Raw genomic sequence first — 22503 nt, 5'->3', positions numbered from 1 at the left:
GTCACTTTCCCCTGGGAGCTTCACAGTTACCGGGAAACGGCCGCGACCGCCTCGCGCAGCGCTTCCAGACGAGCCGCCGACGCCAGCCCGCCGTGGTAGAGGTGGAACTCCTCCACACCGGCGTCGAGGTAGGTCAGCCACTCCTTCGACAACGCGGCGCCGTCCGCGGGCTTCGGCGGCAACCCCAGCACGTACGCGGCGATCCGCGTGTCCGGAGCAACAGCGCGCAACGCCTCGATGCCCGGCACCGCGACCTCGGGACCAGGCCAGCACATCGTCGTCACCACGTCGAGATCCACGCCCAGACCCCCGGCAACGGTCGCGAACGGCCCGGTGCCCCAAGGATCCGCCGTCACGTGCATGCCGACCCGAACCGAAGGCGCCACAGCACGAATCTCGGAGACCAGCCGCGACCGCAACGACCGGACAATCCCGGTGCGCACAGCCTGAACGTCTTCCGCGAGCGCGCCCAACGCTTCCTCAACGCTGGACGCACCGCGATCAACCCCGGCCCGGACCGCTTCGCGCAGGGCATCCGGGTCGGCGTACAGGGCGGTGCACGCAGAGCAGAAGCACAGTGACAACAGCTTCTGCTGCACCGGGTTCCAGTCCGTGCCGTCGGTCTTCTCGTGGTGCCCGCCGTGGACGAACCCCAGCGGCCCGGCGGCCTCCAGGATGATCCCGTCCGGCGCGCCGAGCTCCAGCACCTCGGACACCAGCACCGACGTGTACTCCACGACGTCGGGCTGCGCGGTGCACAACGCGTACGGGTAGCGATCGCCGAACGCGTTCACCACCGTCACGTCCGGGTGCAGGTCACCCAGCCGCGAGTTGTGCGTCAGAACAGTCCACGCGTACACGGGAAGCCCAGCCGCACGAACCAGAGCAGCCGCTTCACCGAACGAATCCGCACCGTCCATCCAGGACGGTTCCGCGGGCACGAGCCGACCGTAGTTGCCGGCACGCACCGGCAAATAAAATGCCGCGTGCCGCGCGTCGACCAACCGGTGCGACGGGTGCAACGGTGTCGCGGCCCGCACGGTGTGGTACGACGCGGCAAGGGCGATCGCGTCCACCCCGAGACCCTGGTACCGCGCAACGGCCTCAGGGTCCCCGATCAGGTCCCACGGATAGGCGTGGACAACCGACTTCACCACCGGGGACGCTTCCTCTCGTAACTGGGGTCGAACTTCTGCATGTAGCCCGTGTCGTCACGCGCGGTGATGCCGCAGCGAACGTAGTTCTCCGCCAGACGCGCCAGCGCATCGCGGTCCAGGGAAACACCAAGACCAGGCGACAACGGCACCGGCACTGCACCATCCACAAAGGACAGCACACCAGGCTCCACGACCTCGTCAGCCGCGTTCCACGGGTAGTGCGTGTCGCACGCGTAGTTCAGGTTCGGCGTGGCAGCGGCCAGATGCGTCATGGCAGCCAGCGAGATACCGAGGTGCGAGTTCGAGTGCATCGACAGCCCGATCCCGAACGTCTGGCAGATCGTGCCCAGCTGACGCGACCGCTGCAGACCACCCCAGTAGTGGTGATCGGACAGCAGCACCTGCACCGCGTCCTGCTCCACCGACGGCTTCAGATGCTCAAAGGCGACCACGCACATGTTGGTGGCCAACGGCATCGGCGCCTTCGCAGCCACTTCCGCCATGCCGGAGATCTCCGGAGTCGGGTCCTCCAGGTACTCCAGCACGCCGTCCAGCTCCGCCGCGACCTTCAGCGACGTCGCTGTCGACCACGCCGCGTTCGGGTCCAGCCGCAGCGGGTGGTCCGGGAACGCCTCGCGCAACGCCCGGATCGCCTCGATCTCCTGCTCCGGCGGGAAGACACCGCCCTTGAGCTTGATCGACCCGAACCCGTACTCGGAGATCATCTTCGAAGCCTGCGCCACGATCCCGGCGGGGTCGACCGCCTCGCCCCACTCGTCGGGCTCGGCGCCGGGGTGCCCGTCCCACTTGTAGAACAGGTAGGCGGAGTACGGCACCGAAGAACGGACAGCGCCGCCCAGCAGGTCGTGCACCGGACGCCCGAGAGCCTTGCCCTGGATGTCCAGGCACGCCACCTCGAACGGCGAGTACACCCGGTCGACAGCGCTCTCCGCCGTGATCTTCCCGGTCAGCCCGTGCTTGTCCGGTGCCGCCTTGCCACCGAGCAGAGCGGCGACCCGAGCATGCATCTCGTTCAGCGCGAAGACGTCCAGGCCGATCAGGGAGTCCACAACGGACCGCGAGCGCTCGAGGTGCCCGAGGTCGCCGTAGGTCTCCCCCAGCCCCGAAATGCCCTCGTCGGTGTGCACCTCGACGATCGTGCGGAGGGCCCACGGCTCGTGCACGCCGGCCGCGTTGAGCAGCGGCGGGTCCCGGAACGCGATCGGAGTCAGGACGATCTCGGTGATCTTCATGCCAGCAGAGCCTTGCCCGCGGCGATGATCTTGTCCAGAGCGGCCAGGTGCTCGTCGGACGGGTCGATCAGCGGCGGCCGCACACCGCCGACGTCGAGCCCGTTCGCGCGCACCGCGGCCTTCACCAGGGCGACGGCATAGCCGGGAACCTTGTCGCGCAGCTCGACCAGCGGCTTGTAGAACTCGTAGAGGAAACGGTTCACCAGCTCGGTGTCGCCCGCCTGCACGGCGTTGTAGAAGCCCAGCGAGATCTCCGGCGCGAAGCAGAACACCGCAGACGAGTACAGCTCGACACCGATCCCCCGGTACGCGAGCTGCGTCATCTCCGCGGTCGGCAGGCCGTTGAAGAACTGGAACGGCTTGTCGATGCCCGCACGCACAGAGAGCACGATCCGCTGCATCTGGTCGAGGTCGCCGATGCCGTCCTTGAAGCCCACGACGTTCGGGATCCGCGCCACCTCGACGGCGGTGTCCGGCGTGAACCGCGCGTTGTTGCGCTGGTACACGATGATCGGCAGCTCGGTGGCGCCCGCGACCTCGGTCACGTACCGCACGAGTCCGGCGGCCGGGTTGGTCACGAGGTACGGCGGCAGCAGCAGAATGCCCTGCGCGCCGGCGCGTTCCGCCGCCTGCACGAACTGCTTGGTCGCCACGACCGAGCCGCCCGCGCCGGCGAACACCGGCACCTTGCCCGCGGTCGCCTCGACCGCCACCGACACCGCGCGCTCGAACTCCTCCAGCCCCAACGCGTGGAACTCGCCGGTGCCGCAGGCGGCGAACACCGCGCCCGGGCCGGCGGAGACACCGTGCTTGACGTGCTCAGCCAGCACGTCGAACGCGATGTTCCCCTCGGTGTCGAACGGGGTCACCGGAAAGAACAGCACACCATCGAGTTGCATACCAGACACTCATCCCTTGATCGCTCCGGTGGTGATCCCACGCAGGAAGGACTTCTGCAGCGACAGGTACACGACGAGACTCGGTACCAGCGCCAGCAACGCTCCGGCCAGCACGATGCCCGTCCCGACCTGATCATCGGATCTGAGCGCGAGAAGTGCGACCGTGAGCGTGTAATCGGAGGGGTCAGCGGCGACGATCAGGGGGAGCAGGTACTGCTCCCAAATCATGTTGAAGCCGAACACGGCGATGACGCCGAGCGCGGGCCTGCACAGCGGGAGGATGATCTGCGCGAACAGACGCAGCTCCCCGGCACCGTCCACTTTGGCCGCTTCCTCCAGTTCGGCGGGGATCTCCCTCATGAACTCCGTCATGACGAAGATGGAGAAACCCCACGCCCCCAGGGGGAGGATGACGCCCAGCAGGGTGCCCTTGAGACTCACGTGCACCAGCGGTAGGTCTCCGATCACCAGCGACAGCGGGATCGCGATGACCTCCTCCGGCAACATCATCGTGGCAAGGATGACCAACAACGCGATGGCCTGACCGCGGAACTTCTTGCGCGCCAACGCGTAGGCGGCGAACACGCTCACCGCCAGCTGCAACAGCAAGGCACCTCCGGCGATGAACAGCGAGTTCGCCAGGTAGTGCCAGATCTTGTTCTCGCCCGCCACCTTGAAGTTGATCAGCGACGGGTTGTCGGGGACGACCGAGAGCTTGGTCGGATCCGGGTTGTGGTCGAACGCGCCGGAGAAGATGACCAGCAACGGGCCGCAGAAAAGGATTACAGCGAGGGCGCTCAGAAGGACCCGGACGGCCTTGCCGACCCACGCGTCCGGACGGGTGGACCAGCCGATGGCGCTGTCGAAGCGGCTGGAGTTGATGCTGCTCATCGCGCCTCCCTCCTGCGGCGGTACCACTGCACGCTGACCGTCAAAATCAAGGTAACCAGGAACAACAGCACCGAGCCAGCGGATGCGAGACCGGCTTCGGACTGTTCGAACGCCGTTGTGTACACGCGTGTCATCCAGACGTCGGTCGATCCCGCGGGACCACCGCCGGTCAGGACGTAGACCTCGGTGAACACGCGCAGGCCGCGGATCGCCGCCAGCGTCAGGAGAATCGTGATGACCGGCCGCAACGCCGGCAGCGTCACGTTCCAGATCCGCTGCGGCGTCGAGGCTCCGTCGATGGCCGCGGCCTCGTACTGCTGGCGGTCGATGCCGGCGAGCCCGGCGAGGATGAGCACCATGTCGTACGGCGCGTGCTTCCAGATGCCGACGAACATGACCGACACCAGCGAGGTGTCCGGGCTGCTGATGTACTCCCACGGACCCAGGCCGACCCACGAGATGAGGTCGTTCAGGAACCCTTCCGGCGCCGGGTAGAAGATGAGGCGCCAGATCTCACCGATGACCGCGGTCGCGGCGACCACCGGCAGGAACACGGCGGACCGGACGAACCACAGCGACTTGGAGTGGCCCTCCAGCAGCAGTGCCAGGAAGAAGCCGATGAGCATCGCACCGAGCGTCTGCCCACCGGCCAGGACCAGCGTGTGCCACGACGCCGTCAGGAACTTCTCGTCCTGCAGGATCGCGGCGTAGTTCTTGAAGCCGACGAAGATGTCGCCGAGGAAAGGCCGGACCTCGAACAGCGAGAGCCGGATTCCCTCGGCCATCGGGATGAACTTGAAGACCAGGAAGATCACTGCGGCGGGAAGCAGGAACAGCCACGGGATGAAGGTGGCTCCCGTGAGGCGGCGCCGGCGGCGCCGCCTCACGGGGTGGGTTTCGACGGCACCGCCGCCACTAGCCGTCGAGCCCACGTCTTGGGTGTCGCTGTGATGCCGAACTGCCGTCACTGCGACGCCTTCTGGTTGTCAAGTTCCTTCTTCAGCGCCTCCGCCAGTGTCTTGAGCTCGGCCGACGAGTCGGCGGGGCACTTGGCGAAGATCGAGTTCAGGGTCTCCGAGGTCTTCTGGCGGAAGGGCGTGAAGTTCGGAACGCTGGGGAACGGCCGCGCCTCGCTCTTGTACACGCCCGCCACGGTCGCCCAGCGCGGGTCGTTGTAGGTCGCGTTGACGTCGACGTTCTTGTTGACGGGCAGGCGGACCACCGGCTGCGGGTCGCCCTTCATGCCGGCCTGCTGCGCCTCGGGCGTGATCAGGTACTCGGCGAGCTTCTTCTGGTCGGCCGTCTTCGCGGAGCCGGCCATCAGGTAGACGTCCTCGCCCTCGCCCAGGACCGTGGCACCGGCCGGGCCGCGAGGGGACGCGATGACCTCGTACTTGTCCTTGCCGACCGACTTGTCGAAGCGGCCGATCATGTACGGACCGGTCAGGTAGATGCCGCTCTTGCCCGCCTCGAACAGCGGGTGCGCGTCGTTCGTGCCCAGCGTCAGCGAGCCCGGCTGCATGACCTTGTCCTCGCAGAAGAGCTTGCGCAGGCGTTCGATCGCCTTGGTCGACTCGGGCGAGTCGATGCCGACGGAGAACTTGCCGTTGCCCTCCTCGTCGAGGATGTCGCCGCCGCCCTGCCAGATGTAGCTGGCCGCCCACCACGCGAGGTAGCCGCGGTCGACCGTTCCGGGGACGAGCATGCCGTAGGTGTCGTTCTGCCCGTTGCCGTCAGGGTCGTTACGGGTGAACGCACGCGCGAGATCGTCCAACTCTTCCCACGTCGTGGGGATCGGCTTGCCGAGCTTCTCGCGCCAGTCCTTGCGGATCAGCGTGACCATCGCCTGAGTGGAGTACGGGATGGCGTAGTACTTGCCGTCCGCGCCCTTGCCGTTGTTCCAGGCGCGGTCGACGATGTCGCCGCCGCCCGCGATGTCCTCGCGCTTGACCTCGGTCGTCCAGCCCTGCTTGACGAAGTTGCCCAGCGAGCCGGTGTCGGTGATGACGACGTCGGGCAGGTCCTTCGACGCGGCGCGCTGCTGCACCTGCTTGTCGAAGTCGTTGAAGATCGGCTTGTAGTCCACCTTGACGCCGGTCTTGTCCGAGAAGGACTTGAAGATCTTCTCGTAGACCTTCGCCGTCGCCTCCGTCGAGCGGGTCCACACCTCGAGGGGCTTGTTCGGGTCCTTGGTCGACGTAGGCGTGTTCGAACTTCCGCAACCAGCAAGCAATGCGACCACGCTGAGTGTGGCGATTGTCGCGGCAGTTCTACGGCGCATCGTCGGAGCCCTTCATTTTCACGTATGTGAACCGCGGTCGTACTTGTGAACCTGGTGCAGGACTGTAAGAATCAGCACAGCAACGTGTCAAGGGCGTGTTGCGTACGGGTTTCCAGAGAACGGCCGAGGAGGCCACGTGGCGTCGCCGATCGACAAGGGCACTACTCGTCCGGGTGCGGTGAAGTCCGCCGACCGGACGGTGGAGCTGCTCGAAGTGCTCTCCGCGTCCGACCGCAGGCTGACGCTGACGGAGCTTCATCGCGAGCTCAGCTACCCCAAGTCGAGCCTGTACATGCTGCTCCAGACGCTGGTGGCGCGCGGCTGGGTGGAGGTCGACTCGGACCGCGGCACGTACGGCATCGGCGTGCGCGCACTGCTCGTCGGTACGTCCTATCTGGACCACGACCCGGTGGTGCGCGCGGCGATCCGCGTGATGGAGCAGGTGCGGCAGGACATCAACGAGACGGTGCACCTCGCCCGTTTGGACGGTGCCGACGTCGTCTATCTGGCGAGCCGCGAGTCCGAACACCACCTGCGCGTCGTCTCGCGCGTCGGCCGCCGGCTCCCCGCGCACTCGACGTCACTGGGCAAGGCCGTGCTCTCGACGCGCACGCCGGAGGAGGTCGACCTGATCCTCCCCGATGAACTGGCCCCGCTGACCCCCAACACCGTGACTGACCGGGCTGCGTTGCACGAGCAGCTCGCAGGGTTCCGAAATGTCGGTTATGCCCACGAACGCGAGGAAAACACGCCGGGACTGGGCTGTTTCGCGGTGGCTTTGCCCTACAGGAACCCCGTTCTGGACGCTATGAGTTGCTCGGTCCCACTGGGCAGACTGGACCCCGAGCACGAGCGGCAGGTCGTCGCCGCTCTGCTTGACGCCGCCCGGACGATTACCGAGCTTCTCCGCCAGTTCGGTAGGTGAAAAGGTTTACTGAAACATCTGCACAAGACGGAGGGGTCCAACCCGTGACCGCACGCATCCTGATCACCGGCGCCGGTGGCGGGGTGGGAACGCTCATGCGTTCTCGCCTTGCGGCCCAGGGCCGTGTCCTGCGGCTGCTGGACATCGCGGAGCTACCCGCGGCCGCTGACGGCGAGAACGTCGAGCTCGTCCAGGCGTCGGTGACCGACATGGCCGCGATGGAAGCCGCGATGAAGGACGTCGACGCCGTGATCCACCTCGGCGGCCACAGCCTCGAGGAGGCGTGGGACAAGATCCTGACGGTGAACATCGACGGCACGCACACGCTGCTGGAAGCCGCCCGGCGCGCCGGTGTCCGCAGGGTCGTTCTGGCCAGCTCGAACCACGCGGTGGGGTACGTCGAGCGGGCCAACGGCGAGGCGGGTGATTACCTCTTCCCGCGTCCGGACACCTATTACGGTGTGTCCAAGGTGGCGCTGGAGGCGTTGGGCTCGCTCTACGCCGACCGCTACGGCATGGACGTGATCGCGGTCCGCATCGGCTCGTGCTTCGAGAAGCCGCGGGACGTGCGGATGCTGTCGACGTGGATGTCGCCGGACGACGGTGCGCGGCTGTTCGAGGCGTGCCTTTCGGTCGCGTCGCCGGGATTCCGGATCGTGTGGGGCGTTTCGAACAACAAGCGCGGCTGGTTCTCGCTGGACGAGGCCCGCGCGATCGGGTACGAGCCGCAGGACGACTCCGAGGAGTACGCGGCCGCCGTGCTGGAGCAGCACGGCGGTGAGCTCGATCCCTCGTCGTACGCGGCGAAGTACGTGGGCGGGGCCTGGTGCGGCCCCGATTTCGACACGGCAGTCAAGGAGGCAGGGCGTTGAGCCACGTCGTGCAGGGATACAACCCGCGCACCGGTGAGCCGTTCGGCGAACCGGTTGCGAAGACCCCCGACAGCGAGGTGGACCGGATCGCCACGGCCGCGGCCACTGCGTTCTCGGCGTGGTCGGTCGTTCCGGCAGCGGATCGCGCTGTCGTGCTGGAGAAGGTCGCGGACGCGCTGGACGCCGAGTCGTCGTTGCTCGTCGAGACGGCCGACGGTGAGACGGCGCTGGGTGTGCCGCGGCTGACGACCGAGCTGAAGCGCACGACGAACCAGCTGCGGTTGTTCGCGGAGGTGTTGCGCGAGGGCAGCTACGTCGAGGCCACTTTGGACACGGCGAACCCGGACATCATCCCGCCGCGGCCCGTGCTGCGGCGCGTTCTCCGTCCACTGGGGACGGTCGCGGTGTTCTCCGCGTCGAACTTCCCATTCGCGTTCTCGGTGGCCGGTGGTGACACGGCTTCCGCGCTGGCGTCCGGTTGTTCCGTTGTGGTGAAAGCACATTCGGCGCACCCGTCGACGTCGCGCGAGACCGCGCGGGTGGTGATCGACGCTCTTCGCGACGCCGGTGCGCCCGAAGGTGTGTTCGGCATCGTGTTCGGCACCGAGTCCGGTGTCGCGCTGGTGAAGCACCCGGCGGTGCGCGCGGTCGGCTTCACCGGGTCGACCGGTGGCGGGCGGGCGTTGTTCGACCTGGCGCAGGGCCGGCCGGACCCGATCCCGTTCTACGGCGAGCTCGGCAGCGTGAACCCGACGGTGATCCTGCCCGGTGCGGCCACCGCGGACATCGCGGCCGGTTTCGCTCAGTCGCTGACGATGGGCGTCGGGCAGTTCTGCACGAACCCCGGTCTGGTGTTCGCGCCGGAGTCGATCGTGCCGGCGTTGGGTGAGGCCGTCGCGGCTTCGTCCGGCGGCGCGATGCTGAACGAGCGGATGTGCGACTCCTACAAGGCGGGCACGGACGCGCTGGCCGCGTCGGACCTCGCTTCCGTGGTGTCCTCCGGTGTCCGCCCGGACGAGGCGTGGGCGGTGGCGCCGCTGCTGTTCTCCACGTCGGTGAAGGTGTTCGAGGAGAACCTCGAGAAGCTGACCGAGGAGCACTTCGGCCCGGCCGCGCTGATCGTGACGTACTCGGAGCCGTCGGAGCTGCACTCGGTGCTCGCGAAGCTACCGGGCACGCTGACCGGCACGGTGCACGCGGCCGAGTCGGACCACGCGGAGGCCGGTGCTATCGCGGAGATCCTGCGGCACGTCGCGGGCCGGTTGATCTTCAACGCGTGGCCGACCGGTGTCGCGGTGGCGTGGGGCCAGCACCACGGCGGCCCGTGGCCGTCGACGACGAACCCTCTGCACACGTCGGTGGGTGCGACGTCGATCCGCCGGTGGATCGCGCCGGTGACGTACCAGTCGTGGCCGGACGAGTTGCTGCCTCCTGAGCTGCAGGACGCGAACCCGCTGGGCATTCCGCGCCGTGTGGACGGTGTGCTCGTGGTCGACTGACCGGTTTTGCGGGCGGGGCTGCTGACGTGACGTCGGCAGCCCCGCTTTTTTGCGCACTTGACTTTGGAGTGCGCTCACAGGTTTAGCGTTGGGTGCATGAGAGTCGCCGAGCTCGCACGTCAGGTCGGGGTCCGGCCCGACACCGTCCGGTACTACGAGCGCGCGGGCCTGCTCGCGCCGCCGCCGCGCACGGCGTCGGGTTATCGGCAGTACCCGTCGTCGGCCGCCGACCGGATCCTGTTCATCCGCGACTGCCAGCGCCTCGGCCTGACGTTGCGCGAGATCTCGTCGTTGCTCGCCGTGCGCGACACCGGCGAGTGCCCGTGCGAACCGGCCGAGCAGCTGCTGCGCCGGCACATCGCCGAGATCGACGCGGAGATGGACAGGCTCGCGCGACTCCGTTCGGACCTGGTGGACATGGTCGGGACCGACTGTTCACCGCTGTGCCCGCCGGAGGGGAGGTGATCGGAAGTGGACGGATGCTGCACGTGTTGCGAGTGCTGCTGACCGACGATTGATTGGTCGGTTCACACCAATCCGGCGAGGCGCCCGCCGGATTCGTGTCGGGAACATGTCACCACTCCAACAGCAGCCCGATGTTTAAACGAATTCTCCAGCTCCATTCGCGACTCGCCAGGGCAAGATGGTCATCGCACGGCGACGTCCAGGGGAGCGGGACATGACCGACCTGCGTTTCGCATGGCTCGAGATCACCGGCAAATGTCAACTGAGCTGCACGCACTGCTACGCGGACTCCGGGCCGCTCGGTACAGAGGGCGTGCTTCGAACATCCGATTGGTTCCGCGTCATCGACCACGTCGCCGAACTCGGCGCGCGATCGGTTCAGTTCATCGGCGGCGAACCGACATTGCATCCCGATTTACCGTCGTTAGTCAGCCACGTTCTGGACGCCGGAGTCGAGGTCGAGGTCTTCAGCAATCTCGTCCACATCGGCCCGCGTCTCTGGGACGCCTTCTCCCGTCCCGGAGTCCGCCTGGCGACGAGCTACTACTCCGACACCGCCGCCCAGCACGAGGCCATCACGGGCCGCCGCGGCAGTCACGCCCGCACACGAGCCAACATCGCCGAGGCCCTGACCCGCGACATCCCGCTGCGCGCCGGTGTCATAGACGTCAGCTCTTCCGACTCGATCGGCCGCCAGCGCACACGCGCCGCCCAGGCCGAACTCGCGTCGCTCGGCGTCTCTTCGGTCGGTGTCGACCGCCTGCGCGGCGTGGGCCGCGGCGCAAACGCTTCACCCGCGCCTGACCAGCTGTGCGGCCGCTGCGGTCACGGTGCCGTGGCCATCTCCCCCACCGGCGAGGTGTGGCCGTGCGTGTTCGCCCGCTGGATCTCGCTGGGCAATATATTGGATACGGATCTTGGAACGATCCTGTCGACCGTGCGGGTCGCGTCTCTTGCCGCGTCACCGGCGGCCGCGGGCCGTTCCTGCTGGCCCCAAGGCGGCGGCTCGTGCGCCCCTAACGACGATCCTCCACGCTCGTGACCCACCCGGCGATCACCTCGGCGCACTCGACCGCCTCGGTACGGGTGGTGTCGACCTCCACGTCGTAGCTCATCCCGCGATGCACCAGTTCAGCCTGCACCGCGGCCATTCCGGCGACCCGATCGCCGCGGGCGACCTCCCGGCCCGCGGCGACAGCGGCGTCACACCTCACGCCCACCCACAACACCTCGAGCCCGTGCAACACCTTCTCCCACCGCTGCCGCGACTCGACCCCACCGAGGAACACGTCGTCCACGACCACCCGCGCCCCAGCGCGAACCATCGCGGCGACCCCCTCCATCCAGGCGTCCTCCAGCAACCGGAACTCCGCCCCGACGGTCACCTCCCCGTCGTCGGCGAACCCGATCCCCTCGGCTCCGAGCTGCAACCGCGGCGGCATCACGTCGATCAACGTGTCGACCCCGATCACCAGCCACGCCTCGGGCAGCACGGCCTGCAGACACCGCGCGATCCCCGACTTGCCGGAGCTGGACCCGCCGTTGAGAACGATCACCTGAGCACTCGGCACGCGCCGACCGTACCCAGCCCGCACCCCGCCCACGATCCTTTTCCCCGCCGCCTTCCGCGCCGTTGCCGCCGTCCGCCGCCCGTTGCCATCCGCCGTTCCCTCCGCCCGGATGCAAAAAACGTTTGCGGGCGTCGTCAAAAGACTCATTGCAAAGGCCCCGCTGAGCAGGGACAACAGGGAACGGGCCAGCCGATATATCAGTTGGGCGGGGTGTCAGCGGCGTGCGGCGCCGGCTCGGCGTTCCTCCGCGAGCTCGCGCTGGTACCCGAGGAAGTCGACCTCCAGCGTGTGCCGCTTCGACTTCACGTACCGGCTCCGCAGCGACTCCCGGTAGGAGGTGATCTCCGCCTTCATCTCCGGCACCGGCGGCAGCACGGCGCGCCCGGACACCAGGTCGGCGATCCACTCCGACTGGGCCTCGGCCAGCGGCATGATCGCTCCCAGAGGCTGGATCAACCCGAGGAAGTACAGCCCGGGATGAGCCGGATCCACGACCCGCCGGTAGAGCGACACCTCGTTGTCCGCGGAGGACACGGCAGGGAACGCGGCGGGGTCCAGGAACGGGAAGTCGACCTTGTAGCCGGTGCAGTAGACGATGACGTCGACGTCCTCCCGGCTGCCGTCCGCGAAGACGACCCCGGATCCGTCCAGCCGCGTGATGTTCGGCTTCACGGTGATGTCCCCGTGCCCGAGCCGGGTCAGCAGATCGTCGGACACGGTCGGGTGCGCCGCGAGGATCCCGTGCGAAGGCTCCGGCAACCCGTAGGAGGAGAGCTTCCCCCGGGACAGCCGCAGCATCGCCCGCAGGGACAGCGCCTGCATCCATGCGGGCGCGAACCGGGCGAGCGGCGACGTCGTCAGGTGATCGGTCGGCATGCCGAACAGGTACTTGGGCATGATGTGCGCGCCGCGTCGCATGGCCAGGAAAGTCCGGGAAGAGACGCGGGACGACTCGACCGCGATGTCGCAGGCCGAATTCCCGATGCCGAGAACCAGCACTTTCTTGTCCGCGAAACGTTCCGGCGTCTTGTAGAAGTGCGCGTGCAACTCCTCGCCGTCGAACGAACCGGGAAAGGCGGGTTCGGGCAAACGCGGCGACCAGTGGTGCCCGCTGGCGACGATGACCGAACGGTACGAAACAGAAGTTTCAGCACCTGTGTCGCGATCGCGCGTGGTGACCGAATAGCCACCGGAAGCGACGGAAACCGAAACGACCTCGGTCCGGAATCGGATGCGGTCGCGGAACCCGTGGTGCTTCACGAAGTCGTCGAAGTACTCGGCGATCTGGAAGTGCGACGGGTAGGCCGGCAGCCGGGTGGACATCGGGAAGGACTTGAACTCCATCATCTGCCGCGAGGTGTTGATGTGGAGCGACCGATAGGCCGACGACATGCCGTTGTCGTTGAGATAGCGCCAGTTGCCGCCGATCTCGGATCCGGTCTCATAGCAGTCGTACTCGATGCCGCGGGCGCTGAGCACCTGACAGGCGGCGATGCCGGAAGAGCCCGCTCCGATGACGCACACGCGATCCATGGCCTGAAGTATTTTCATGTTCAAACCGGCTGTCAATCACCCGGCGCACGAACCTGAATCGGGCGGAATTGTCAGATCCGCTCGGCCCCGAGCCGCGGCCCACTCAGCGGAACTGGGTATGCCCACCGCGCCTAGGAGCAATACGTTGTGCCCCATGCGAAAGCTTCTCGTGGCAGTCACGTCGGTACTGGCGATCACGGTCTCCACGGGCACGGCGGCGGGCGCACCGCTGTCGTGCCCGGAGATCTTCGCGACCAACAACACCGCGATCATCACGGACCCCGGCGATCCTCGCCTGCAGGACAAGCTGGTCAGGTTCGACCGCGAGGTCCGCGGCATCGTGCACGCCAACGGCGGCCTCACCACCCGCTCCACGCTGCTCGACGGCGTGTTCTGGTCGAGCACCCTGCAGCAGACGACGTTCGAACGCTCCCGCAAGTTCGACGTCACCCTCGGCGAGGAGAGCCTGCGCCACACCGCCTCCACGATCAGCAAGCAGTTCCGGCAGGAGTCGGTGCTGACGTTCCGCTTCCTGCCCGCGAACTCGCCGAAGGTCGACGCCGTCCAGGTCGAGGTCGACGGCATCACCGCAACGCAGGTCCGCGAAGGCCTCCTCAAGGACGCGGTCGCGCGGGAGAAGCTCGGCGGCGGCAGCGTCACGCTGCAGAACAAGGCGATCCTCATCGCGGACGTCAACGACCTCCCGACGGTGCGCGCGTTCGTCACGAACCTCGGCGGCGACATGAGCAGGGCCAAGGTCCGCAGGGGCGCCTGGGAGTTCGTGGGCGCGGAGGCAACTTCCCTTGAAACTCCTCAGAAAACTCCTTTGTGGAACGAACAAAACGCGGCTTAACCTCGTGGACATGGCAGCAAACCTCGTCCGCGGCAAGAACGTGGACATCCGCATGTGGACTCGACCGGACGAGGTCGAGGAGTTCGCCATGCAACAGCTTCAGAACATCTCCGCGCTGCCGTGGGCCGTCAAGCACATCGCCGTGATGCCGGACGTGCACTACGGAAAGGGCGCCACGGTGGGATCGGTGATCGCGTTGCGCGACGCCGTCTCCCCCGCGGCCGTCGGCGTGGACATCGGCTGCGGCATGACCGCCGTCCGCACCTCGCTCACGGCCGGCGACCTTCCGGCGACTCTGCGCGGGCTGCGGTCGCGCATGGAGGCCAAGATCCCCGTCGGCTTCGGTCAGCACAAGGCGACCGCGTTCACCGACAGGGACGCGTCCGACTGGGCCCCGTTCTGGAGGAAGTTCGACGACCTGACGCCCGCCGTGAAGGCGCGTGCTGACAAGGCGTTGCACCAGATGGGCACTCTCGGCGGCGGGAACCACTTCCTCGAGGTCTGCCTGGACACCGACCAGAACGTGTGGGTCATGCTGCACTCCGGGTCGCGCGGGATCGGCAACGAGCTTGCGCAGCACCACATCTCGGTGGCGCGCACGCTCGCGCACAACGCCGAGCTGCCGGACCCGGACCTCGCCGTGTTCCTCGCGGGCACGCCGGAGATGGCGGCGTACCGGCACGACCTGTACTGGGCGCAGGACTACGCGCGGCGTAACCGCTCGGTCATGCTGCGTTTGGTCTGCGACGTGCTGCGCGCCGACTTCCCGCACGTCCTGTTCGAGGAGCCGATCTCGTGCCACCACAACTACGTGGCCGAGGAGACGCACTTCGGTGAGGACGTGCTGGTGACCCGCAAGGGCGCGATCCGGGCCGGACGCGGCGAGCTGGGCATCATCCCGGGCTCGATGGGCACCGGCTCGTACATCGTGCGCGGTCTCGGGAACCCGGACTCGTTCGAGTCGGCGTCGCACGGCGCCGGCCGGAGGATGTCGCGCAACAAGGCCCGCAAGACCTTCACCACGCAGGATCTCGCCGACCAGACAAGTGGTGTCGAGTGCCGCAAGGACTCCGGTGTGGTGGACGAGATTCCGGGCGCCTACAAGGACATCGACACCGTCATGGCGAACCAGTCCGACCTCGTCGAGATCGTCGCCAAGCTCAAGCAGGTGGTTTGTATCAAGGGTTGATGTTTTCTCTTGAGCGCAGTGGGAAGCCTCCAGGACAGCAGAGAAGTTTGCCTGTCTTGGAGGTTTTCCATGTCTACGGGCGCCATCATCGGCCTGGTGGTCGCGGTCCTCGTGGTGCTGGTGGTCCTCGCGTTCGTGCTGAGGCCCGCCATGCAGCGCAAGAAGCTGCGCGACCGCTTCGGCCCTGAGTACGACCGCGCGGTCTCTGACAGTGACAGCAGAACGGCCGCGGAGAAGGAGCTCGCCGAGCGGGAACACCGTCACAGCGAGTTCGACCTGAAGCCGCTTTCCGATACGGCGCAGGAGAGTTACCGACGGCACTGGGCGAACGTGCAGGCGAAGTTCGTCGACTCGCCGGACACCGCGATCGCGGACGCCGACCGCCTGGTCACCGATCTGATGTCCGAGCGCGGCTACCCCACAGAGGGTTACGAGGCGCAGCTGAGCGTCCTGTCGGTGGAACACGCTCGGACTCTCGAGCACTACCGCAAGGCGCACGACATCTCCGAACGCCAGGAGATCGGCGAGGCGAGCACCGAGGACCTGCGCACCGCGATGGTGCATTACCGCGAGCTGTTCACCGATCTGCTCGAACACGGTGCGGCTCCGCACAAGGACCGTGAAACCGTGCGGAAGGAGAAGACGGATGTCTGAGACACCCACCCACGCAGCGGTTCCCACGCCGACCCCGGCCCGGCCGCAGCAGACTGAGCGGCAGGCGGAAGAGCGCACGCCGCAGACGGACCGCTTGCCTCAGCAGCAGGCCCAGCGCACCGAGCAGCGCAACGACCCGCGTGCCGAGCAGCGCACTGACCCGCGCGCCGAACAGCGCAACGATCCGCGTGCCGAGCAGCGCCTTGAGCAGCGCGACGAAAACCGTGCGGAGCAGCGCAACGAACAGCGGGCTGAGCGCAGCGAGTACCAGCGCGGCGAGCACCAGCGGACCGAGCAGCAGCGGACCGACCAGCGGCAGTCCAGCAGGCTCGAGGACGAGTGGCAGAACGTCCAGTACGAGTTCGTCGACGACCCGAAAGCGGCCGTGCGCAAGGCAGACGACCTCGTGACGCGGGCGATCGAGGAGCTCACCACCCGTCACCGTTCACTGGCGAAGCAGCTCGAGGGAAACGGTGATCCACAGACCGAGGACCTGCGACTGGCTCTCCACCGCTATCGGGAATTGTTCAAGTCGCTCGTTGCCGTCAAATAGGTGTTGAAGCCCCGGCGCCGTGGCCGTAACAGGTGGCGGCGCCGGCAGGCATGTTCTAAGTGAGCAGCTCGCCTAACTGGGCAGCTCGCGAATTTCCATCTCCAGCACGTCGATCTCGTCGCTGATGGCCTCGTCGAGCATGTCGTCCAGCAACTTGCGGCACTCCGCCGACCCGCATCGCGCAAGGCCCGCCCCGAACCGCGGCACCTGCTCCCACCACACCGCCGGGTTGTTCCAGAACGACCCGGAACCCTGGTCGACGCCTTCGAGGCAGCGAAGCCTCTGGTCGCTCTCCGGAAGAGCACGCACGAACTCGATGAACAACGCGAGTGCGTCGTGATTGCTGACCGGGACCGCGCCGTAGCCGCGCAGGCAGTCCTCGAGTTCAGCGAGGAACTCCGCCTTGAAGGACACGGCACACCCCCGCTCCTCCGCACCCTTGCGGACATCCTGAGTTCGTACTACCAACAGTACCTCCGCGACTTGAGCGGGAAACGAGTGCGAACGGGCGGTATCTTCCTGCGCGCAAACGAGGTCCGGTGACCCGCAGTCACTTCGCCGAACCGCTACGCGCCCTCGTGCGTGACGTATCGAGACACGAGAAACCCGTTGTCCAGCTTGACGATCTGGCCCACGACCAGCTTGTCGGCCGGGTCCGCGCCGGACAGGCCGCTGGCGCCGGGGCGGGCGAACGTCAGCCTCCCGGACGCGCCGGGGAAGTCACTCAAAGTGCGCAGCCGCTCGAAAACGTCTTCTCGTGACGCCCCAACAGCAGTTGAACGCGCGACGACGCTGACGGCGTCATAAGCAAGAAGAATGTGTCCGTTGGGGCCCGAAAGAAAAGCCTTCCTCGCATGTCGCTTCTGCGCGCCCTCGTACGTGGTGAAGAACTGTTGCGTCGGCTGGGGAATCGGCTCACGGCCGGGAGTCCACGCGAACGTCGTGAAGTAGAGCCTGCCGTCGGCGAATCGTTTGATGTCTTCCAGATCGGTGTAGTTCGTCGTCTCGAGCTGGGTGAGGTCGTCCCCGCCGAACACGACCGGGTCGGTGCAGTTGCTGTGGCTCAGCTCGGTGAGCAGCCCGCCGACCTCCGCCGTGCGGCCGGTGTAGAGGATGAGCGCGTTCGGTGATTTCTGGCAGATGTCCGCCACCAGTTTGCCGAGCTGCGCAGCCACCGTGTTCGCTGTCTCGTCGTAGTTGTGCACTTCCGGACTGAGCACGTCCACGAACCCCTCCGCGAGATCCGAGCTGTACTCGTCCCCGGTGCTCTGCAAGAGGTGCAGTGGACGACCCCGCAACGCTTCGGTGCGCTCGATGATCCGGGCGGCGACCTGAGCCTGGCGGTCGTTGGCCGGTGCGACGCGGAAGAAGTAGGGCTTGTTGCTGAAGTTCGTCGACGACAACGACGACCCGACCATCGGGATGCCGTTCGGGTGGTCCTTCGACGGCCCCAGGATGCCCAGCGCCGACAACGTGGTACCCCGACTCTGCCCGAGACCCGTCACGGCGACCACCTTCGGGTCGCGCTCGGCGTACCTGCGGATCTCGTCGGCGACCTTCTCCGCATACTTGGACTCGCCCCCGAAGTTCGCGAGAACGAGACGCACCAACGGGTTGCGGCCGAGCCCGTCGAGCTGGTTCCAGTCGCGCTGGGCCAGGTACGCGCCGCGCAGCTCGTTCACCCCGGCGGACAGGTCGCGCTTCACCCGCTCGGTGGAGCTGAGCATCGTGGCGACGACGATGGTGACGACGTCGCGGTCCTTCACCTTGGCGGCGCGGTCGTTCTCCTCGGCGATGAGCTTCGCGAGCTCCTCGACCTCGGCGTCGTCGTTGTTCTGCAGCGTCGGGTCACCGTAGGCGAACCGGCCCGATTTCTCGCTCAGGCCAACGCACTGCACACCATCCATCTTGGACAGACGCGGTCGTTTGCCGGAGAGGTCCTCGACGAGCTGGGCTGGCTCGTAGAGGCCGTAGCGCAGGCAGTTGTTGCTCGTCTGGAGGTAGAAAGCCGCTCCGTACAACACAAGCAGCGTCACGACGAGGTAGACGGCCACGCGTCGCAAGGCGTTGCGGCCGGGCCAGCGTCGCGGGTACGGGAAGCGGGCGACGGTGGACGAGCGCGGCAACGGCCCCGGTGGCGACGCTGGTGTGTTGTGTTCGAGCGCGCGTTTCGTTGTGCGGTAGGCGGTCAGGCGTTCCTCGGCGCCGTGAAGATCTTGGTGGGTGCGCAACACCCGGTCGTACATCTCGACCGTCGGCCGCACGATCCGGCTGCGCGAGCGCAGTTCCCAGGTCGCGATGACGGCGTCCTCCAGCTGACCGGTCTCCGGCCGCACCACGCGGTCGTAGCGGCGGTGGAGGTTGCGTTTCGTTCCGGTGCGAAGACGTTCCCACCACGTGATGGGCTGGTCCTCGAACTCCGGTTCGCCTTCGCCCGGCGGCATCGGCGCCTCGGCGATGGCCGCGAGCTCGGCGATCCAGCGGTCACTGCGTTCGTCGACGTGCGGGCGCAGCCGATGCGCGACGAGGTGGACTTCGCCGAGCGCGAGTGCGTGATAGAGCGCGTCTTCGCGTTGCCCGAGGCTGTCGTAACGATCTTTCAGCAACCGGTGGACGTTCGTGTGCGAGAACGGCTGGCCCTCCGGGACCTCACGAAGCCTGCGCGCCAGCAAGTCGCGCAACAACGGGTGCAGCACGAAGCTGTCGCCCTGTGTGCTCACGAAGCTGAGCTGTGCCAGCAGACCGCGCATGTTCTCCGCCGACCAGGTCGACGGCAGCAGCGCGCGGATCACGTGCCTGTCGAGCAGGCGCGGGGCGGCGAGGCGGGCGAAGATCTCGCGAGCGGCCTCGCGTTCGGGCATTTCCTCCGCACCCGGAATCCGTTGGAAGAAACGGAGAAGCAGGTAGTCGCCGACCGTGGCGTCCTGGAACGTCGTGGTCTCGTCGACCGGCAGCCGTTCGTCGAACACCGAGCGCACCGACGGCAGCACCTGGTCGCGCGCGAACACGAACTGCACGAGTTGGATGGCGAGCCGGACCGCGAGCGGATGGCCGTGCGTGACCTCGTGCAGTTCCTCGACGAGCGCCTCGGACTCGACCGTGCTGTTGCGGACGCGGTTCCACTCGGCGAGGAACTGCCGCGTCTGCGCCAGGGTGAACGGTTCGAGACGTACCGGCTTGAACACCGTCGAGTCTGGCAGGGACGGCGCGGACTGCTTGGTGGCGATCACGAGCAGCGGCACGTGCGGTTCCTGGACGCGTCGTTCGGCGAGCAGGCTCAGGAAGTCGGTGGCTCGCGCGGCGGGCCGTGGGCGTTTCGGCGGCAGGTAGGAGTCGATGCCGTCGAGGAGGTCGGCGCCGTCGAGCAGCAGCAGGCTGTTCATCCTGCGGTAGCGGCGGAACCGGTAGGCGGCCGTGATGTCGGCGAGGAACGCGGCGACGAGCAGCCGGTCGATCGCGAGCGTGTCGCCGGCCCGGTGGAGGCTCCACATGTGCACGAGCGCGGCATCGAACTTCGGGCGTCCGACGTGGTTCTCGAACCACCGCAACGCGCTCGCGACCCGTGGCCCGCCGAGCAACCACCGCAACGGCCGCGGCGCGACGACCGCGAGTCCGATGAGCCACAGCAGAAGCGGCCTCAGCACCTTCCCGAGGCCCTGCGCGGGTGGCAGCATCTCGACGACCTCGGCGGCGTCGGCGACCGCGACGAGCCGGGTCATCTGCTTCGCGGCGAGCTCACGCGCGCGGTGGTGCGGGTCGTCACCGACGTCTCCGCCCATGGCCGGGAACAGCGCCAGCCGGGCGAGGTCGTAGCGGGGTAACCGCACACGTCCGAACTCGGCGTGCCGATAGGAGCGCAGCTGCTCGGCGGCGACGTCGAGAATGTCCTTGCACGAGCGGGAACCGGCCTTGTCGAGGTCGACCCTGGCCACGGGCGCGTCGCGGTAGCGCCGGTGGACGTGGTCCAGCAGCGACGTCTTGCCGCTGCCACCGGGGCCGAACGCGACGATCACCGGCAACGTGTGCCTTTTGCGGCGCTCCACCAACGACTCCACCAACGCGGTGATGTCGTCCCTGCCGACGAGCCCGATCTCCGGTTCCAGCGCCATGATCCTCAGACGCTACCGGGGCTGGTTCTGTTCCTAACGATCCGCGTGCAAACGGGCGACGAAGCTGAACCTGTCGCCTCGGTACAGCGACCGGGCGCGTTCGATCGGGTGGCCGTCCACGTCGTAGGAGACGCGGTGCAGCAGCAGCATCGGCAGCGCGGGGTTCGTGCCGATCAGCAGTGCCTCGCGGGGCGTGGCGAGCACCGTCTCGACGCGTTCCTCGGCCTCGGCGAAACGCACGCCGAGCCGTTCGGTGAGGCACGCGTAGAGCGACCCGGCGGGGTCGAGCTTCTCCCTGAGCTCGGGGAAGCGGCGGCTGCTCAGGTACGTCGACTCGAGGCCGATGCGCTCGTCGTCGGCGAGCAGGACGCGTTCGAGGTGCACGACCGGGTCGCCCGGCTCGAGCATCAGGTCGCGGGCGAGCCCGTCGTCGGCGCTGAGCTCCTCGATCGTGATCACCGTGCGGGTCGGCTCGACACCCTGGCGGCGCATGCCCTCGGTGTAGCTGACCAGCGACAACGGCTGAACGAGCTTCGGTGGCGCGACGAACGTGCCGCTGCCCTGGCGGCGGATGAGCTTGCCTTCGAGCACCAGTTCGCTGACGGCCTGGCGGAGCGTGACGCGCGAGACGGAGAACCGTTCGGCGAGCTCGCGTTCGGACGGCAGGACGGTACCTTCGCCGAGGTTCTCGACGAGGTCGAACAGCTCGGCCTTGACCGCGTAGTAGCGCGGGACTCGGCCGTGTTCTGGGATGCCCGCGCGAACGGGTCGATCAGCGCGGTGCGGCGGCACTCGGTTCACGTGGCGTGAGCATACGTCACCCGCTGTGTGATCAGGGGGCCAGCTTCGGCGGATCGGGGATCTTGTAGCCGGAAGATCCGATGTTGGCCTCCAGCGACTTGCGCCAGGCGCCCGTGTCGATCATCTTCTGCAGCGCCGACTGGACCTTGGCCTTGCTGGTCGGGTCGTTGCGGTGCAGGCCGACGCCGTACTCCTCCTTGCTGAACGGGTCGCCGACGACCCGCAGCAGCTCGGGGTTCTGGGCGGCGTACCCCGCGAGCAGGACGTCGTCGGTGGTGACGGCGTCGACGTTCTGGGCGAGCAGCGCCGTCACGCAGTCGCTGAACTTGGCGTACTCGACCATCTTCACGTCGTTCGCGAACTGGTCGCGCACGTACGCGGCGGAGGTGGAGCCCGCGGTGGAGCACAGGCGAAGGCTGGCGTTGAGCGACTTCGGGCCGTCGATGCGGTTCTCGTTCATGCGCACCAGCAGGTCCTGGCCTGCGACGAAGTACGGGCCGACGAAGTCGATCAGTTCCTTGCGCTTGTCCGTGATCGAGTAGGTGGAGACCACGAGATCGGCCTCGCCGCTGGTCAGGAGCGTCTCCCGGTTGCCGGGCTGCGCTTCTCTCCAGGTGATGTTCTGCTCTTTGACGCCGAACTCGTTCGCGATGAACTTGGCGACGTCGACGTCGAACCCGCGGTAGCTGCCGTCGAGTCTGCGCACCGCCATACCGGGCTGGTCGTACGAGACGGCGATGGTCAGGCGGTCGTTCTTGCTGGCCCGGCCGGCGATCGTGTTCTCGTCGCCGCTCGCGCACGAGGAGATGAGCAACACGGCCGCACTTGTTGTCGCCAGCAGGCGGAGGAGTGCTCTCGGCGTCATTCGTCCCTCTTACAACATGGTTTCACGGGCATGCGCCGGCGCATCACGGGGTGACGCTGCGGGGCGATGCCGGAAACCTAGGCGGCGATCGGACGCATGTCCATACCCCGGAGCGAATGAGACGACAGAATCG

General features: G+C 67.3%; 21 protein-coding genes. 9 read left to right on the top strand and 12 right to left on the bottom strand.

The genetic code is table 11. The features are described 5' to 3' along the window. Positions 1-26 precede the first annotated feature (26 nt). The 6 genes from ABZ345_RS14390 to ABZ345_RS14365 form a co-directional block, all read right to left on the bottom strand. The gene (locus ABZ345_RS14390) at positions 27-1154 is read right to left on the bottom strand and encodes a hypothetical protein (RefSeq protein ID WP_359847361.1); all 1128 of its coding nucleotides are present in this window, start codon (positions 1152-1154) and stop codon (positions 27-29) included. Beyond that, positions 1151-2410 carry a glucarate dehydratase family protein gene (locus tag ABZ345_RS14385; RefSeq protein ID WP_359847358.1) on the bottom strand — a complete coding sequence of 420 codons (1260 nt, stop codon included), beginning with the start codon at positions 2408-2410 and terminating at the stop codon, positions 1151-1153. Before ABZ345_RS14385 ends, ABZ345_RS14390 begins: the two co-directional genes overlap by 4 nt. Continuing rightward, positions 2407-3309, bottom strand: coding sequence for a 5-dehydro-4-deoxyglucarate dehydratase (locus ABZ345_RS14380; protein WP_359847356.1), 903 nt, complete (start codon positions 3307-3309; stop codon positions 2407-2409). The genes ABZ345_RS14385 and ABZ345_RS14380 overlap by 4 nt, the downstream gene beginning before the upstream one ends. Before the next feature lie 9 nt (positions 3310-3318). After that, positions 3319-4200 (bottom strand): carbohydrate ABC transporter permease, encoded by an 882-nt coding sequence (locus ABZ345_RS14375; protein ID WP_359847353.1) that lies wholly within the window; start codon positions 4198-4200, stop codon positions 3319-3321. Beyond that, complete coding sequence (locus tag ABZ345_RS14370; RefSeq protein WP_359847350.1) at positions 4197-5087, bottom strand: sugar ABC transporter permease; 891 nt, start codon at positions 5085-5087, stop codon at positions 4197-4199. The genes ABZ345_RS14375 and ABZ345_RS14370 overlap by 4 nt, the downstream gene beginning before the upstream one ends. Before the next feature lie 77 nt (positions 5088-5164). After that, positions 5165-6442 carry a sugar ABC transporter substrate-binding protein gene (locus tag ABZ345_RS14365; RefSeq protein ID WP_359847347.1) on the bottom strand — a complete coding sequence of 426 codons (1278 nt, stop codon included), beginning with the start codon at positions 6440-6442 and terminating at the stop codon, positions 5165-5167. Between the two features lie 175 nt (positions 6443-6617). On the opposite strand from ABZ345_RS14365, the gene ABZ345_RS14360 reads away from it, so the two are divergent. The 5 genes from ABZ345_RS14360 (at position 6618) to ABZ345_RS14340 (ending at position 11284) form a co-directional block, all read left to right on the top strand. After that, complete coding sequence (locus ABZ345_RS14360; protein WP_359847344.1) at positions 6618-7406, top strand: IclR family transcriptional regulator; 789 nt, start codon at positions 6618-6620, stop codon at positions 7404-7406. Positions 7407-7450: 44 nt separating this feature from the next. Continuing rightward, the gene (locus ABZ345_RS14355; protein ID WP_359847341.1) at positions 7451-8278 is read left to right on the top strand and encodes an NAD(P)-dependent oxidoreductase; all 828 of its coding nucleotides are present in this window, start codon (positions 7451-7453) and stop codon (positions 8276-8278) included. Next, on the top strand, positions 8275-9777 hold the full coding sequence (locus tag ABZ345_RS14350; RefSeq protein ID WP_359847338.1) for an aldehyde dehydrogenase (NADP(+)): 1503 nt from the start codon (positions 8275-8277) through the stop codon (positions 9775-9777). Before ABZ345_RS14355 ends, ABZ345_RS14350 begins: the two co-directional genes overlap by 4 nt. 96 nt (positions 9778-9873) lie before the next feature. Continuing rightward, positions 9874-10242 carry a heavy metal-responsive transcriptional regulator gene (locus ABZ345_RS14345; protein ID WP_359847335.1) on the top strand — a complete coding sequence of 123 codons (369 nt, stop codon included), beginning with the start codon at positions 9874-9876 and terminating at the stop codon, positions 10240-10242. 214 nt (positions 10243-10456) lie between these two features. Continuing rightward, positions 10457-11284, top strand: coding sequence for a radical SAM protein (locus ABZ345_RS14340; protein ID WP_359847333.1), 828 nt, complete (start codon positions 10457-10459; stop codon positions 11282-11284). On the opposite strand, the gene cpt is transcribed toward ABZ345_RS14340, so the two are convergent. Further along, positions 11259-11813, bottom strand: coding sequence for a chloramphenicol phosphotransferase CPT (gene cpt / locus ABZ345_RS14335; RefSeq protein WP_359847330.1), 555 nt, complete (start codon positions 11811-11813; stop codon positions 11259-11261). The two genes, ABZ345_RS14340 and cpt, sit on opposite strands and share 26 nt — an antisense overlap. Before the next feature lie 213 nt (positions 11814-12026). After that, on the bottom strand, positions 12027-13346 hold the full coding sequence (locus ABZ345_RS14330) for an NAD(P)-binding domain-containing protein (protein ID WP_359847327.1): 1320 nt from the start codon (positions 13344-13346) through the stop codon (positions 12027-12029). A gap of 154 nt (positions 13347-13500) precedes the next feature. Between ABZ345_RS14330 and ABZ345_RS14325 the strand changes: the two genes are divergently transcribed. The 4 genes from ABZ345_RS14325 to ABZ345_RS14310 all read left to right on the top strand — a co-directional run bounded on the left by ABZ345_RS14325 (position 13501) and on the right by ABZ345_RS14310 (position 16595). Continuing rightward, a complete protein-coding gene (locus ABZ345_RS14325) occupies positions 13501-14199 on the top strand; it encodes a hypothetical protein (RefSeq protein WP_359847324.1) in 699 nt (232 codons plus the stop codon). Between the two features lie 10 nt (positions 14200-14209). Beyond that, positions 14210-15388 (top strand): RtcB family protein, encoded by a 1179-nt coding sequence (locus ABZ345_RS14320; RefSeq protein WP_359847321.1) that lies wholly within the window; start codon positions 14210-14212, stop codon positions 15386-15388. A gap of 69 nt (positions 15389-15457) precedes the next feature. Continuing rightward, positions 15458-16042, top strand: coding sequence for a hypothetical protein (locus ABZ345_RS14315; RefSeq protein WP_359847319.1), 585 nt, complete (start codon positions 15458-15460; stop codon positions 16040-16042). After that, positions 16035-16595 (top strand): hypothetical protein, encoded by a 561-nt coding sequence (locus ABZ345_RS14310; protein ID WP_359847316.1) that lies wholly within the window; start codon positions 16035-16037, stop codon positions 16593-16595. Before ABZ345_RS14315 ends, ABZ345_RS14310 begins: the two co-directional genes overlap by 8 nt. Before the next feature lie 72 nt (positions 16596-16667). Here the strand turns inward: ABZ345_RS14310 and ABZ345_RS14305 are convergent, their stop codons facing one another. The 4 genes from ABZ345_RS14305 to ABZ345_RS14290 form a co-directional block, all read right to left on the bottom strand. Further along, positions 16668-17009, bottom strand: a complete 342-nt coding sequence (locus ABZ345_RS14305; RefSeq protein WP_112263431.1) for a hypothetical protein — start codon at positions 17007-17009, stop codon at positions 16668-16670. Positions 17010-17161: 152 nt separating this feature from the next. Further along, positions 17162-20704 carry a hypothetical protein gene (locus tag ABZ345_RS14300; protein WP_359847313.1) on the bottom strand — a complete coding sequence of 1181 codons (3543 nt, stop codon included), beginning with the start codon at positions 20702-20704 and terminating at the stop codon, positions 17162-17164. Between the two features lie 33 nt (positions 20705-20737). Next, positions 20738-21505 carry a GntR family transcriptional regulator gene (locus ABZ345_RS14295; RefSeq protein ID WP_359847311.1) on the bottom strand — a complete coding sequence of 256 codons (768 nt, stop codon included), beginning with the start codon at positions 21503-21505 and terminating at the stop codon, positions 20738-20740. 31 nt (positions 21506-21536) lie between these two features. After that, positions 21537-22370, bottom strand: coding sequence for a glutamate ABC transporter substrate-binding protein (locus tag ABZ345_RS14290; RefSeq protein ID WP_359847308.1), 834 nt, complete (start codon positions 22368-22370; stop codon positions 21537-21539). Positions 22371-22503: the final 133 nt, after the last annotated feature.

The organism is Lentzea sp. NPDC005914, assembly GCF_040629405.1.
GTDB lineage: Bacteria > Actinomycetota > Actinomycetes > Mycobacteriales > Pseudonocardiaceae > Lentzea.
Note: the sequence above shows the minus strand (reverse complement) of the source record. Positions and strands in the feature narration are given on the sequence as shown.